The following is a 15,160-nucleotide window of genomic DNA, read 5'->3' on the forward strand; positions in this document are numbered from 1 at the left end:
AATTCACGCGCGGAACGCGGAAAACGTGAAGTCGCACCACAGCTGCGTGCGGAACGCGTGCATGAACGGCGGATCGAACGCCGGCCGTCACCCGGCCGGGTCTTCGACATAGCCCTTGCGCAGTTTCTCCGCCACCAGCTTGTCCATCTCGCGCTGTGCACGCTCGACGGTTTCGAATTGCTTGAGGTTGGCTTGTCCTGCCGATCCGATCCGACCGTACGTCACGTTCAGCTCCGTGCCCCGCAGGCTGGCGCGCCAGAACTTGCTGGAAGTGCCTTGCTCGAATCGCAGCGATCTCACGCGTTCCGTCGGCACGCCAGTCGCCGCTGCAGTCTCGCCCTGCACAGTTTCCGCCTCCTGCGCGGGCGTCTGAACAACCGGCGTCGGCAGCTCGATTTCCTGATCGAGTGCTCGATCTTCACCGTCAGCAAGCATTGCCTCGATGCGCGCCAGCACCGCGGCCGGGTCATCAAGCCAATCTTTCCCGGGGATGTCCAGCACACGCCAGCCGAAGCCGCGCAGGATGCCGGGCCGGAATACATAGCGCTCCGCCGTATCGGTCACGACATGGGCTGGGTTGTCGAGCAGGATCGCAAGCGCGTAGTCCCGCTTCGACGAATCGACGATCGCCAGGTCGCAGCGGAATTGCGAACGGCCGACGTCGATATCGACCTGGTGACCGCGTGCGCGCAGTGCTTCGGCCAACGCATCGCGAATGGCGTCAGGCGATGTCCGCCGCGTGAACGCATCGCGCGCACCCTGATTCAGCGCACCGAGCACCGCCTGTGCACGGTCGAACTGGCCTGTGGCGCTCGCCTGCGCAAATTGCAGGAATGCCCGCAGCGCGGCCGCGCCGTCGTTGTGCACGTTCGTGATCGCATCGGCTTGAATCGTGGAAACCACCGCCATCCGGTGCCTTGCGCGGCTGAAGATGACGTTCAGACGCTTTTCGCCGCCACGCTGGTTGATCGGCCCGAAATTCATCAGCATCCTGCCGTCCGGGCCCGGTGCGTAGCAGATGCTGAGAATGATCACATCGCGTTCGTCGCCCTGAACGTTTTCCAGGTTCTTCACGAACAGGCCGTTGAACTGGTCGTCGTCCTCGCGCACGTACTCGCGCTCGAGCCGCGTGGCGAAGTCGGCGTCTTCGGCCGCCAGTGCCTCCAGCGCCGCTTCGATCGCGTTCTGCTGCGCCTCGGAAAACGCGACGATGCCGAGGCTCAGGCCCGTCTCCCGGCGCAGCATCTCGCGTACGAGCGACGCGATATAGCGCGCTTCGGGCACGTTGCCCCGCTCGACGTACACGCCGTCGTCGAGCCGATGAAAACTGATCGGCCGCGCGAGCAACGCGTCGGCGCCCACGATGCCGGCATCGTCCTGGCTCGACCGCACCGACCACCCGTCCTCGTCGGCGCGCTCCAGCACGCGGTCCGGAATCGTAACGAGACGACCGTCGTAGAACGCCGCATTGGAGAAGCTGATCAACGCTTCGTGCCGGCTGCGGTAATGCCATGCCAGCAGCGTCGCGGGCAAATTGCGCGCTGCCTGATTCAACAGGCTGTCGGAGTCGAGATTGATGGCGATGCGCTCGCCCTCTTCCTCGATCACGATCTCGTCGTCGCCATCCGCGCCCGCTGCCGTGAAAAAGCTCGTCGGCGGCAACTGCATCTCGTCGCCGACCACCACGACCTGACGGGCACGGCTGAGCGCAGGCACGGCTTCCTCGGTGGGAATCTGACTGGCCTCATCGAAAATCACCACGTCGAACAGATCGGGCGACAGCGGCAGCGTATCGGATACGGATAGCGGGCTCATCAGCCAGATCGGCTTCAGGTCGTTGACGACCATGCCCGTTTCGTCATCGGCGAGATCGCGGATCGAACGGTGGCGCATGCTTTTGCCGAACTCGTGTTCGAGCTCGCGCCGGCCGGTTGCGTAGCGCTTCTTGAAGGTCTTGCCGTCGGCATCGAGTTGCGTCGCCGATAACGACGACTGGCGCACGTGGTCGGCAAACTGCCGATGCAACGTCGCGCTCACGACCTGGGCATTCACGGTCAGCAATTCGCGCTGGATCCGGGCCGCGGCACGCGCGGCCTGTGCGAGCGCCACGCCGCCGAATCGCGCGAGCACCGGATTCTCGCGCTCCAGGCGGCGCAACGCCTCGTCGGCAATCAGCGCCTCCAGCTCCGCGGGCGCGAGGTCGACGGACTGCAGCGTCGCCGCATAGGCGGGGTCGGCCGCGTGGACCGCACGCAACAGCGGCAGCAAATCAGGCAGGTCGTCCAGTCCCTCCCGAAGATCGCGCAGCGCCTCGGCGATTTCGGCCAGCGACACGTCATCGTCCATGACCAGGTTGTCGCGGATGCGACGCTCGAGCTTGTCGAGGGCCTCGCGTGCGCCGGCATCGATACGCGCGGCAGCAAGCGGATCGACCGCCTGACGCAGATTCGCGATCCGTTCGCGCAGATCGCCGTCCGACGCCAGCCGCGCCTCCAGCTCGGCCAGCGCGCGCAGAAACGCCGCCATTTCGCTCACGCCATAGCGCTTGCGGCACTCGACATCGGCTGCGTCGAGTGCCGCAGCCGCGGCCTGCTCGGCGGCAAGCTGCTCCAGCACCTTGACGTAGCCGGGATGCACCGCATGCTGCGCGAAGTCGTAGCGACGCCGAAGCTCGCCGCGCAACCGCCACCATGCCGGCTGCAGCCATCGCATCGCCGACGCCTCGAGCCGGCGCGCGAGTGCGAGCGCCGACACGGTATCGCCCGGCGACAGCTTGTCTCGCCAGTGCACGGTGGCAGCCTGCGCGGCCGTGAGCGCGTCTGCGTGCGCGGACAACGCATCGCGGGCTTCTCGCAATACCGTCTGCGCGGACGACGCCGGATCGAGCACGTCGAGATGCGCGGCGAGGCCGGTATCGATCAGCCACTGGCAATCGGCTGCGATCGCGCATGCGCGCGACAGCGCCGTGGCGTGTCCGATCGACGCCACCGTGCTGTCGAGCACCGGATCGAGCGCGTCGAACAGCGCGTCGGCGTCCTGGCACAGTTGCTCGACCCGCCCGAATGCCCGCTCGTCGGCCAGCAGCGCCGCAGACAGCCGTGCGAAAGGTTGCGAGGCCAGACTGTTCGCGCCGAACCGTTCGCGCATCGCACGATGCACGCGCCGGGTCAGCTCGCCATGCCGGTCCCAAACGGCCAGCGCCGGCAAGCGCTCGCGCAAAGCAAAGCCGACATCCGGTACCGCCGGCAGCGCGACCAGCCGCCGCAGCAAGGTGCGCACGCTGCCACCCAGCGCGTCGGGCGCAGCCGCCATCGCCGCTTCGAATGCATCGATGCGTCGCTGCTGTACGTCGAGCGCATCGATCAACGCCGCTCGTCGTGCGTGCAGCGCTTCGCTGTCGTGCGGTTGGGCGATCCATCGCTCGTAGCAGCCCTTCAGATCGGCGACGAACGCCTTCTTGTCCGACTGCGAATCGTGGATGAGGCAACACAGCGCGTCCAGCCCGCTCTGCTTGAGCCGGTGGAACACCACGTCCAGCGCCGCACGCTTTTCGCATACGAACAGCACACGCTTGCCGCGCCCCGCGTAATCGGCGATGAGGTTGGTAATGGTTTGCGACTTGCCGGTGCCCGGCGGCCCTTGGATGATGAAGCTGCGCTGGCTGCGCGCCAGGCTCACCGACGCATTCTGGGTCGCATCGGAAGCCACCACGTTCCATTGCTCTCCTGCCGGCAGCGGCGCGGCCGCCGACGCTTCGACCTCGCGCGGCTCGATCGAGAACACCCGGTCGAAGGCGGGATTCGCGGTGGTCTCGTCGAGCAGTTGCGCGTAGTCACGCACCAGCGACATCTTCCTGTAGTTGAAATTGGCCAGCGTGACCTGCGTCAGATCGAAATCCCACGCATAGCGATGCCCGTCGGATTCCTGCAGCACGTAACCCTGCCGCTCGTCGACGGCCTCTGCCGCTGCGCCCGCCATCTGCGGCCGACGCAGGCTGGCGCCCGGCGTGGCGCCGGCCTCGAAACGCTGCGGCAGTTCGCTCGGCCGCACCCATTCCTCGAACAACGCGCGGCCGAGCGGTCGGTAATCGTCTTGCGCATAGCTGAAAGAGGGCAGCCGACCGCCGTGCGAACCGCCTGCACGTGCCGCGGGCTTCCGCCGTCGGTATTGCTGCATGCGCTGTTGTGCCTTCTGGCGCACCAGCCGTACGGACGCCTTGTCGACGAGCCGAAGCTCGACCGAGGGTTCCGACCTCCGGATCTGCGTCAGGATATCCGCATGAATCTCAGCCAGCGTGATCTTGCCCAGGTCGACCGTCTCGGGTAACCGGATGTCGTAGAGCTGACTGAGATGGTGCCGCAGCGCCGGATTGAATTCGGCGTCGCCGCCAGCGCACTGGATCACGTACTGATCGCGCACGCCCTTGCGCTTGACGAGTTCGACCGGCAACCAGAGCAGCGGCGAGACGATACGCTCGTCGGGAGCGTCCTTCAGGTTGTGCCAGCGCAGGAACGCGATCACGAGACGCAGGTTGCTGAAGCCGAATTCGGCCCGTTCGCGGCGAGTATCGGCGATCAGCCGGTCCAGCGACGCGGGCAGGTACGGTTGATCGTCGAACCGCAGCCATTGCTGTAACGCCACTGCCTTGCCGGCCACGAGGTCGGCGGCGAACGGTCCGCCCCACGTGCAGATGTGCTCCGGGCGCACGCTTTCGATATGCAGCATCAGCGGCACGCTGGCCACGGTCAGGTTGACGGTCGCCGCGGTCGGCCGGAAATGCAGCAGCCGGTTGCGACGCGACAGATCGAACAAGCGGTCGCGCAGGTGCGTCAGCACTGCACCGCGGCGCGACGCCGCCCCTGTCGCCCCGGCCAATGCACGCTCGACGTCCAGGCCGAGCGGCTGCTCGCGCCAGGTGCGCAGGCGCATCGCAAGCGCGGCCACGTCGGTCGCGCGATCATGGCGGTTTACTTCCGTCATTTCGACGATCGCCGCCGCAACGATCGGATGCAGCCGTTCATGAAGCACGAACAGATTGCGTCGATGCTCGACGAACGCGCGCAGGTCGCTTTCGGTTTCGAAGTTCAGCCCGCATGCGAGGCTGGCCAGCACCATCCCCAGCATGAACACGTCGGTGATCTCGTCGTGATGCCCGATGGATCGCTCCCAGCTCGCGTACCCTGGCAAATAGACGGGCCGCACGACCGGAGCCGCTGCGTCAAGCTGCAATGCAAGATCGGTCTGGCTGTGATGGCCATCGGGCGTGTGCTCCAGTTGCAGCGCACCGACGATGTTCAGGCCCGACGCAGGGTGCGGCTGGACGCGATGCACGGCGCCGACGTCCATCTGCGGCGCTTCGCCGTCGGGGCGTCGCAGCGCCAGGCCGCCCCCTTCGTCGATCACGATGCTGTCCGCGTCCAGCGACGCCACCTTGCCCTGCGCGTGAAGTTCCGCCACCTGCGCGAACAACGGCAGCACCAGCACGAGCACGTCGTCGGTCGACAACGCCGCGCCGGCCTGCGCGGCAATCAGCGTACGCAGCGTGCGCGGCGCACCGTCGGCGATCCTGTCGTTCATGCGTCCTTCTCCTCGGCCAGTTGCCGCTTGTAGCGTTCGAGTTCGCGCTTGCCGAGGCCCGCGTCGCGCCGGAGGTTGAGCTGCAATGCGTCGAGACTGCCGAGCGACCGGGCAACCTGCCCGGCGCGCAACAACGCCACGTCGCGCTGATCGGGGTCCGCCAGCGCGAGATCCATCATCAGGGCGTTCAGGTAGCTGCGCACGCTGTCGTCGACACCTGCCGCGTCGAATGCATCCGGGCCGGCGACGGGCTCATCGTCGCGCCAGTCCGGGAACAGCATGCGCACCTGGGCCAGCACGGCGTCGCTGGCCAGCGACGCGCCGTCGAGGTAATGCGCGAGGAATCCGCGCGTCAGCGCCTGCAGGCGCGCCTGACCCGGCAAGTCGAGCCGCTCCAGCGAAAGCGGGCCGTGCAGGCGCGTGTCGATCCAGCTGTCGAGGCTTGCCTCGCCGTCCCACCACAGCGCAAGCGCACGTGCACGGATGAAAGTCTCGGGGTGGCTCAATGCCGCGCTGGCGCCCGATTCGTTCGATTCGATCTCGGCGGCCTGACGCAGATAAGCCGCTGCATCCACCGTGCTGATGCCCGTCTGCACCTTCACGAGCGTCGAAACGGCGGGCGCCACCGCATCCGCAGCCAATGCGCCCCCGCGATCGGCAAAGAGTTCGGTGTGCAATGCATAACGCCGAAACGTCTCGCGATGGCTGTCGGCTCCGCCGGGAGCGGCCACCGCATCGTTAAGGATCCGGTCCGCGGTCAGGAACCGGCCTCCGTCGAGCGACCACAGCACATAGTGTGCGAGCTCGTGCCCGAGGATCGCCAGCAGCTCCTCCGGTGCCAGCCGCTCCAGAACGGGGCCCTGCAACAGGATGTGGATCTCGCCCGGTACGAATACGAGCGACGCATTCATCTGGGTGCCTGGCGACTGATAGAGCGTGGCCGGCACGTCGACGATCCCGAGCCGCTCCATCGCCAGCGCCAGGGCGGCATGGACGTTGCCGTGCGCATCGGCGTCGATCCGGTAGGTTTCCCGCAGCAACGAAGCGCGCAGCGATTCGAGCTGTTCGGCATGCGTCTGGCGCTCGCCGGTCCAGCGCCAGACGTCCGGCTCGTGCCGGCGCAAATAGTCGGCCACGGTTTCGTGGTACACGAGCGGCGCCAGCGCGTGGCGATTCGGGGCGTGAGAGTCCATGCGAGGCACTCCGGTAGGGAAGTACCGATTCTACCGACGGATGACGTCGCCGCAACTGTCGAAAAACGCCTTATCGAGGACCACCGCTCAGGACGGTGCGCGCGACCGATCGCGTCGACGGCGACGACCGCATGCACGGCGTTCCCTCACCGCCCCTCCCCCATCCCGCCCATCAGCGTCATCAACTGCTCGCGCAGCCACCGGCTACCCTGATCCTGATCGGCGCTACGATGCCAGTAGCAGAAGTAGTCGAGCCCCGGCATCTCGAACGGCAGTTCGAGAATCCGCGCCGGATAGCGCCGCAGCAGCCGCAGCGGCGCCGTCAGCGCGAGATCGCCGCGCATCGCGATCAGCGGCGCGACCATGTAGTGCTGCACGCGCATCTGGATGTTGCGGCGCAGCCCGAGCCGCGTCAGTTCCGCGTCGACGTGCCCGCTGCCCTTGCGCCGGCTCGATACGTGGATGTGGCCCATCGACAGGTAGTCGTCCATGGTCAGCGTATCGCCCTTGAACGGGTGGTCGTCGCGGATCATGCACGCGTAGCGGTCCTGCACGAGCAGCGTCTGGTGCAGGTGCGGATCGCCGATCAGCGGCGCGTCGATCGCGAGGTCGACCGACCCGTTCGCGAGCGCGGTCGCGACTTCGCGTCGATCCATCGTGTAGCTGCGCACGTGCATGCCGGGCGCATGCGTCTGCAGCAACTCGCCGAGCGCCGGCAGCAGCAGCGCTTCGGTCAGGTCGCTCATGCTGAGCCGGAATACGCGCTCGGACGAAGCCGGATCGAACACGTCGCCTTCGTGCGCGCTCGAATCGAGCAGTTGCAACGCCTCGCGCACGCGGCCGACGATGTTCTCGGCCATCGGCGTCGGCATCATCCCGGCCGGCGTGCTGACGAACAGCGGATCGTTCAGCGTCTTGCGCAGCCGCGCCAGCGCGTTGCTGACGGCCGGCTGCGTGAGGTTCAGCACCTCGGCCGCGCGCGTCAGGTTGCGCTTGTTGTAGATCGCCTCGAATACGACGAACAGGTTCAGATCAATCTTCGAAAGGCGCATCGCCGGATCTCCTTGCCGAGATCTTACGGCGGGCGCCATTCGTTCGTCCACGTCGCCCCGCTCAGCCGCGCGGCGGCGGCGTCAGGTACGGCGCCGTCGCACCGGGCTCGCCGTCCCTGATCTCCATCCGCGCGATCGCCTGCAGGTGCACCTCGTCCGGGCCGTCGGCGAAGCGCAGCGCGCGGCCCCAGGTCCACAGGTCGGCCAGCGGCGTATCCGGGCTCAAGCCCGCTGCGCCGAATACCTGCATCGCGCGGTCGCACACGTTCGTGTAGACGGTCGGCACGAGCGCCTTGATCATCGAGATCTCCTTGCGCGCCGCCTTCGCGCCGACCTTGTCGATCATCCACGCGGCCTTCAGCACCAGCAGGCGCGCCTGGTCGATCTCGATGCGCGAGCGCGCGATCCATTCGCCGACGGTGCCGTGCCGGTTCAGCGGCTTGCCGAACGCGACGCGCGACTGCGCGCGGTCGATCATCAGTTCCAGCGCCAGCTCGGCCGCGCCGATCGAACGCATGCAGTGGTGGATGCGACCCGGGCCGAGGCGCGCCTGCGCGAGCGCGAAGCCGCTGCCTTCCTCGCCGAGCAGGTTGCGCGCCGGTACGCGCACGTCGTCGAACGTGATCTCGCAGTGCCCTTCCGGCGCGTGGTGATTGACCACCGTGATGTTGCGCACGACCGTCACGCCCGGCGTGTCGCGCGGCACGAGGATCATGCTTTGCTGCTGGTGCGATTCGGCATCGGGATCGGTCTTGCCCATCACGATGAAGATCTTGCAGTTCGGATGCGCGGCGTTCGTGATGAACCATTTGCGGCCGTTGATCACGTACTCGTCGCCCACGCGCTCGATACGCGTCGTGATGTTGGTCGCATCCGACGACGCGACGTCGGGCTCGGTCATCGCGAACGCCGAACGGATCTCGCCGCGCAGCAGCGGCAGCAGCCACTGTTCGCGCTGCTCGGGCGTCGCGAACATGTGCAGCAGCTCCATGTTGCCGGTGTCCGGCGCGTTGCAGTTGAATACTTCAGACGCCCAGCTCACGCGCCCCATGATCTCGGCGAGCGGCGCGTATTCGAGGTTCGTCAGGCCCGTGCCCGGCTCGTCGTCCTTCAGGTGCGGCAGGAACAGGTTCCACAGGCCTTCCGCTTTCGCGCGCTCCTTCAGTTCCTCCATGAACGACACCGGATACTGGCCCGCGTGCACTTCGTCGTTCCACTGACGGATGCGCGGCACGATGTGCGCGTCCATGAATGCGCGCACGCGTTCGCGCAGCGCTTCCACTTTCGGGGTGTAGCCAAAGTCCATGATCGACTCCTCGAGATTGTCGTGTTCCGTTCGTTCGGGTCAGAAGGCAGAGACACCGCCGTCGACGGCGACGGCCTGCCCGGTCAGATAGGTGTTTTCCTTCGCGCACAGCATCAGCATCGCCGCGACGACTTCGTCGGGCCGGCCGAGCCGCTTCATCGGCGAGCCCTTTGCGAGAAAATCCTGGCGCTCGCCGATATCGCCGTCGGTGACCATCGGCGTCGTGCTGTAGAACGGACACACCGCGTTCACGCGGATGCCATGGCGCGCGTATTCGAGCGCGGCCGTCTTCGTGAGCCCGACCACCGCATGTTTCGACGCCGCATACGCGGCCAGCTTCGGCGCGCCGCCGAGCCCGGCCATCGACGCGACGTTCAGGATCACGCCTTCGCGCTGCGCGAGCATCTGGCGGATCTGATGCTTCATCCCGAAGAACACGCCTTTCGCGTTCACCGCGAAGCTCAGGTCGAGATCGGCCTCGTCGGTATCGATCAGCGCCTTCATCGGCGGTGCGATGCCAGCGTTGTTGATGCCGACGTCGAGCCGCCCGAAACGCGCGACGGCGTCATGCACCAGCGCCGCGACGTCCGTTTCGACGCGCACGTCGCAGCGCTGCGCGATCACGTCGGCGCCGGCCGCGCGCAGCGGCGCGGCCACGCGCTCGAGCGCCTCGCCGTTCAGGTCGCCGAGCGCGAGCCGCGCACCCATCGCTGCGAGTTCGCTCGCGAGCAGCGCGCCGAAGCCGCTCGCGGCGCCGGTGATCATCACGGCCTGCCCGGCGTAGCTGTCGAGTTTCATCGCGCGCTCAGATCGTCAGGCCACCGTCGACGACGATGCATTCGCCGTTCGTGTAGCTCGCCGCGTCCGACACCAGATACAGCACGGTGCCGGCCATTTCGCGCGGCTCCGCGTGGCGGCGCAGCGGAATCTTCGCCTTCCACGTCTCGTAGATGTCCTTGTCGGCGAACAGCGCACCCGCGAACTTGGTCTTCGTGAGCCCCGGCAGCAACGCATTCACGCGGATGCCGAGCGGCCCGCATTCCTTCGCGAACGCCTTCGTCATGTTGACGACGGCCGCCTTCGTGATCGAGTAGATGCCTTGCCGGTCGCCCGGCTGCAACGCGTTCACCGACGCCGTGTTGACGATCGCGCCGCCGCCGTGCGTCTTCATCAGCTTGCCGGCCTCGACCGACATGAAGAAGTAGCCGCGGATGTTCACGTCGACGGTCTTCTCGTACGCGGCGAGATCGGTATCGAGGATGTGCCCGAAATACGGGTTCGCGGCCGCGTTGTTCACGAGGATGTCGAGGCGGCCGTGCTTGCCGCGGATATGCTCGAACGTCGCGGCGATGTCCTCCAGACGCCCGACGTGGCACGCCAGCGCCTCGGCGCGACCGCCCGCCGCGACGATCGCATCGGCCACGGCCCGGCAGTCGTCGAGCTTGCGGCTGGATACGATCACGTGCGCGCCCTGCTGCGCGAGCAGCTTCGCGATTTCCTCGCCGATGCCGCGGCTCGCGCCCGTCACCAGTGCGATCTTGCCCGTCAGGTCGAACAGGTTCGTTGCCATGTTGCTGTGCTCCTCCATTGATTGGGATGTCGTGTCGCCGCGCGGCGCTTCGCGGCGCCGTCAGCGATGCGCGTCGATCGCGCCGACGGCCATTTCGGCCAGCCGGCCGGCCATTTCGCCGACGCGCAGCGCCTGCTCGCTCGATGCGTTGCCCTGCAGCGCGCGCGCCTTCACGCCCTGCGCGATCGCCGCGAGCCGGAAGAAACTGAATGCGAGGTAGAAATGCCAGTCGCGGATCGGCGCGATGCCGCGCAGCTCGCAGTAGCGCGCGACGATCGCCGCTTCGTCAGGAATGCCGAGCGCCGCGCGATCCTGGCCCGCCAGCCCGCGCACCTGCCCGCCGGACGGCAGCCGCAGGCACATGCAGAAATACGCGAGGTCGGCGAGCGGGTTGCCGAGCGTCGACAGTTCCCAGTCGAGCACGGCCTGCACGCGATAGCCGTCACGCGCGAACATCAGGTTGTCGATCCGGAAATCGCCGTGCACCAGCGCCGGCCGGCCCGTGTCCTCGGGGCACGCTTTGGGCAGCCAGTCGATCAGCGTCTCCATCGCGTCGAGGCGCCCGGTTTCGGCCGCGCGATACTGCTTCGTCCACACGCCGATCTGGCGTTCGAAGTAGTTGCCCGGGCGGCCGTAGTCGGCGAGGCCCACCGCGTCGACATCGACGTCGTGCAGCGCGGCCATCGTCTGCAGCAGCGCGTCGTAGCAGGTCGCGCGCTCGGCCTTCGGCAGTTCCGGCAGCGCGGGATCCCAGAAAATCCGGCCATCCTCGAAACTCATCACGTAGAACAGGCTGCCGATCACGTCGCGGTCTTCGCAGAGGTGATACGGATGCGCGACCGGCACCGCGGTGCCCGACAGCGCGCGCAGCACGCGGAATTCGCGGTCGACCGCGTGCGCGGATTTCAGCAGTTCGCCCGGCGGCTGGCGGCGCAGCACGTAGCGGCCGCTCTTCGCCTTCAGCAGGAAAGTCGGATTCGACTGGCCGCCGACAAACTTCTCCATGTCGACCGGGCCTTCGAAGCCCGGCACATGCGTTTCCAGATAGCGCGTGAGGCGGGCTACGTCGAGTTGCGGGGAAGGGTTCGTCATCGTCGCGATCGTTCGTGGGTCAGCCGTAGGTCCGCAGCGCGTGTCGTTCGGGATCCTCCAGATGCGGGATGCCGTTGAACGACGCGAGGTGGAACGCGTCGGCGTTGAAGAAAAACTGCGAAAGACTGCTGTTGCGGATCTGCAGGTTCAGCGCGATCGCGCTCGACGGCGGCGCCGCGAGCACCTGCTGCACGGTGACCGCGATCGGGCCGCCGGAACTCACCGCCAGCACGCGCTGGCCGCCGCCGTGGCGGATCGCGGCGCGCGCGTCGGCCACGCGCTGCTGGAAATCGGCCCAGGTTTCGGGGGCCGCATCGCCGAGCTTGTCCTCGGTCCACAGGTGCAGTACCTGCCGCAGCGCGCGGAAGTGTTCCTTCATCGAGCCGGCCGCGAGCCGCGCGATCTCCGGATAGTCGCTGGCGGCTGCCGCGAACAGCCCGTGGAAATCGTATTCGTTCAGGCCCGGATGGCGGTCGACCGCGACGCCTTCGCGGCCCATTCCGCGCAGGATCGCGGCGACCGTCTGCGCATGGCGGTTCATCGTGCCGCAGATCACGCGGTCGAACGTCAGGCCCTGCCGCGCGAAGTATTCGCCGAGCCAGACGCCCTGCTGGTCGCCCACCGCGGACAGCCGGTCGTAGTCGTCGGTGCCGAATGACGCCTGCCCGTGCCGTACCAGAAAGAGTTCAGCCATTGCGCTCGCCTGAGGGAAACCGAAGGCCCAGCATAGCGACCGGGCGTGCATTTTTGAAATTTATTTCCTGAATCGATCGGTATTCATCACATGAATTCACGGGATCCAGACAATGCGCTTGCGCCGGCTTTCACCTGCACGCCGGCGCGGCACGCGAATTGCGTCGGCGCACACCGTGTCGAATAAATCCAGGAGGGATGCGATGCTCGGTACGATCCTCATCATCGTTCTGATTCTGTTGCTCATCGGAGCATTTCCCGCATGGCCACATAGCCGAAGCTGGGGTTATTGGCCGTCGGGGACCGTCGGGCTGATCGTCGTCATTGTCGTGATACTGGTGCTGCTCGGTCGCATCTGAGTCCGGACGCGCGTGCCGCTGCATGGGCACGCGCGTTCCGTTCCAGCGGGCCGGTCCGGCCGCCGTGTCTTCTTTACACGCGAAAGTAAGCCGCAACGGAAAGCCCGGCCGCGCGACCCGTTCGCCCCCCGCTTATTCGCGCGTCCATCCGTTCTCGTAAAGCTGGCCTGCCAGCACGCCGAGACGCGACGCGAGGATGTAGTTCTCGCCATCCTCGATCAGGGCCGAACGCACGTCACGGAACAGCTTCTCGATCGGGAATTCGCGCGTGGTGCCGTTGCCGCCGAACAGTTGAAACGCCTCGTGCGTGATCTTCATCGCTTCCTCGGTCACGCTGACCTTCGCCTGCGCGGTCGCATACGGATGACTCTGGGGCGACATCCGCGAGAACGCGAGGCTGCGGCGCGCGATCGCGCGCGCCATTTCGAGCCGGCGCAGCATCTCGCCGATGCGCAGGTGCGTCATCTGGTGATCCATCAGCAGCGCGCCGCCCTGCTTGCGCTCGTGGCAATACGCGAGCGCCAGTTCGAATGCGGCCCGCGCCGCGCCGACGAACACCTGGCACATGTGCGTGCCCGCATACGACCACGTCGATGCGAGGTTGCCGAGATAGTCGTCCTTCAGCGCGACCGCGAAGCGCTTCGGCACCTTCACGTTGTCGAAATAGATCTCGCCCTGCGGCAGCGCGCGCTGGCCGATCTTGTCGAGCGGCTTGCCGCGCGACACGCCGGGCAGATCGAGCGGCAGGATCATCGCGATGCCGTTCGTGAACGCGCTGCGCTCGCCTTCGCCGTAGAAGCCGTCGCCGTAGTCGGCCGCCATGTACGCGAGCGCGACCTGCGCGACCGAGCCGTTCGAGATCCACGCCGAGCTTTGCCCGTTGATCACGATCTCGTCGGCGCCGACCTTCGCGGTCACGTTGCCGACCGGCTGTCGGCCGTTCCCGGCGAGCTCCTGCCGATACAGGATTGCCGCATCCGACCCGCGATCGGGCTGCGTGTTCATCCAGCAGCCGACCTTGCCCGCGCACATCTCGATCAGTTCGGCGTTGCCGACCGTGTGCGCCATCATCAACGGCATCGTGGCCGCACCGATCGACACGGCGAGGCCCGAATCGCCCCAGCCGAGCTCCTCGCCGATCAACGACTCGATGCGCACGGCCGTCTCCGGCGGAAACTGCGCGATCAGTTGCGGATCGAGCCCGAGCTTCGCGCTCTCGACGATCGCGGCCCAGTACGGCGAGCCGGGGGCAATCACGTCCTCCGCCGTCATCCGGTCGAGCTCGCGGCCGATCGGCCGCAGCACGTCGCGCGCAAAACGATGAACCGTGTGCTGGATTGCGCTTTCCTCTTCGCTCAGCGGCGTCTCGAAGCCGGTCATGCCGACCGCGGGCAGCGCCGCGGACTTGTTCAGACGAATCATCTCCGTTCTCCTCCTGGACTCGAATCATGTCGGCCCGGCAGCGGACGCGCCCGGCCATCCCACATCTAGTAATACATACCAAACATAGGTCATCATGACAAACACAGGAAGCAAAAAAAAGACAGGGTATTCCCCTGTCCCGGTTCGCTTGGCCGCTGCAGGCGCGTGCGGTTACTTGCCGGCCGGACCCGTCAGCGTGCCGTAGGCGATCGCGCGCGACGTCGCGAGGAAATACGCATCGAGCGCCTGCGTCAGCCGCCCGGTACCGTACTGCATTGCGAGGCCGTCGGCCAGCGCGATCAGCATCGTCGCCGCATGCCGGCTGTCGGCCGCGCTGAACGCCGGATTGACGGCGCGCAGCAGTTGCGCGAGGTCGCGCGTCAGCGTCGTGTACCACTCGTCGTAGAGCTTGAAACATTCGGCATCGGTAGCCGCAAACGACAGCAAATGCCGGAACAGTGCGTTGTACTTGGCATCCTTCGCATCGGCGATCGAGCGCTGCATGATCTCTTCGAACACGTCGCGCGGGGACGCTTCGCTGCTCATCGCGCGCTTCATGTCGTCGAGATAGGTGTCGATGACCGGTTCGATGACGGCCCGCAACACGGCGATGCGGGTCGGGAAGTAGTACTGCAGATTGCTGACGCTGATGCCGGCGGCCGCGGCAACCGCGCGCTGCGAGAATTCCAGCGGGCCGCCGTCGAGCAGCAGCTTGCGTGCGACGCGAATGATCGTGTTGCGGGTGCGCAGGCCCTGCGCCCGCAAGCCGTCGGTGTTGCCGGCTGCGGCGGCGGGAGTCGAGGTGCGTCGCTTTTTCGTGCTGCGCGGCTCGTTGGACACTGTCATCGTGTTCGTCGTGAAGAGGGCGTTTCGGCTTCGTCGAATGGGCGCTCCGT

General features: G+C 66.8%; 11 protein-coding genes. 1 reads left to right on the plus strand and 10 read right to left on the minus strand.

Annotated elements, in window-relative coordinates:
* Nucleotides 1–87 precede the first annotated feature (87 nt).
* The 8 genes from WT53_RS28015 to WT53_RS28050 form a co-directional block, all read right to left on the minus strand.
* Nucleotides 88–5,577 carry an AAA domain-containing protein gene (locus WT53_RS28015; protein ID WP_034205714.1) on the minus strand — a complete coding sequence of 1,830 codons (5,490 nt, stop codon included), beginning with the start codon at nucleotides 5,575–5,577 and terminating at the stop codon, nucleotides 88–90.
* On the minus strand, nucleotides 5,574–6,728 hold the full coding sequence (locus WT53_RS28020) for a hydrolase (RefSeq protein WP_230624858.1): 1,155 nt from the start codon (nucleotides 6,726–6,728) through the stop codon (nucleotides 5,574–5,576). The genes WT53_RS28015 and WT53_RS28020 overlap by 4 nt, the downstream gene beginning before the upstream one ends.
* 188 nt (nucleotides 6,729–6,916) lie before the next feature.
* Nucleotides 6,917–7,822, minus strand: a complete 906-nt coding sequence (locus tag WT53_RS28025) for a LysR family transcriptional regulator (RefSeq protein ID WP_034205716.1) — start codon at nucleotides 7,820–7,822, stop codon at nucleotides 6,917–6,919.
* A gap of 61 nt (nucleotides 7,823–7,883) precedes the next feature.
* Nucleotides 7,884–9,128 (minus strand): acyl-CoA dehydrogenase family protein, encoded by a 1,245-nt coding sequence (locus WT53_RS28030; RefSeq protein ID WP_034205717.1) that lies wholly within the window; start codon nucleotides 9,126–9,128, stop codon nucleotides 7,884–7,886.
* Between the two features lie 39 nt (nucleotides 9,129–9,167).
* Nucleotides 9,168–9,926 carry an SDR family NAD(P)-dependent oxidoreductase gene (locus tag WT53_RS28035; protein WP_034205718.1) on the minus strand — a complete coding sequence of 253 codons (759 nt, stop codon included), beginning with the start codon at nucleotides 9,924–9,926 and terminating at the stop codon, nucleotides 9,168–9,170.
* Between the two features lie 7 nt (nucleotides 9,927–9,933).
* The gene (locus WT53_RS28040; protein ID WP_034206284.1) at nucleotides 9,934–10,698 is read right to left on the minus strand and encodes an SDR family oxidoreductase; all 765 of its coding nucleotides are present in this window, start codon (nucleotides 10,696–10,698) and stop codon (nucleotides 9,934–9,936) included.
* Between the two features lie 60 nt (nucleotides 10,699–10,758).
* Nucleotides 10,759–11,790 (minus strand): phosphotransferase, encoded by a 1,032-nt coding sequence (locus tag WT53_RS28045; protein WP_034205719.1) that lies wholly within the window; start codon nucleotides 11,788–11,790, stop codon nucleotides 10,759–10,761.
* A gap of 19 nt (nucleotides 11,791–11,809) precedes the next feature.
* Nucleotides 11,810–12,484 carry a histidine phosphatase family protein gene (locus WT53_RS28050; RefSeq protein ID WP_034205720.1) on the minus strand — a complete coding sequence of 225 codons (675 nt, stop codon included), beginning with the start codon at nucleotides 12,482–12,484 and terminating at the stop codon, nucleotides 11,810–11,812.
* A gap of 202 nt (nucleotides 12,485–12,686) precedes the next feature.
* On the opposite strand from WT53_RS28050, the gene WT53_RS33080 reads away from it, so the two are divergent.
* Nucleotides 12,687–12,842, plus strand: a complete 156-nt coding sequence (locus WT53_RS33080; RefSeq protein WP_006483086.1) for a DUF3309 family protein — start codon at nucleotides 12,687–12,689, stop codon at nucleotides 12,840–12,842.
* Between the two features lie 132 nt (nucleotides 12,843–12,974).
* On the opposite strand, the gene WT53_RS28055 is transcribed toward WT53_RS33080, so the two are convergent.
* Nucleotides 12,975–14,264, minus strand: coding sequence for an acyl-CoA dehydrogenase family protein (locus WT53_RS28055; protein WP_034205721.1), 1,290 nt, complete (start codon nucleotides 14,262–14,264; stop codon nucleotides 12,975–12,977).
* Nucleotides 14,265–14,435: 171 nt separating this feature from the next.
* Nucleotides 14,436–15,110 carry a TetR/AcrR family transcriptional regulator gene (locus WT53_RS28060; protein WP_179949056.1) on the minus strand — a complete coding sequence of 225 codons (675 nt, stop codon included), beginning with the start codon at nucleotides 15,108–15,110 and terminating at the stop codon, nucleotides 14,436–14,438.
* Between the last annotated feature and the right edge of the window lie 50 nt (nucleotides 15,111–15,160).

Source organism: Burkholderia sp. MSMB2157WGS (assembly GCF_001532755.1).
In the GTDB taxonomy this organism is placed as follows: Bacteria; Pseudomonadota; Gammaproteobacteria; order Burkholderiales; family Burkholderiaceae; genus Burkholderia.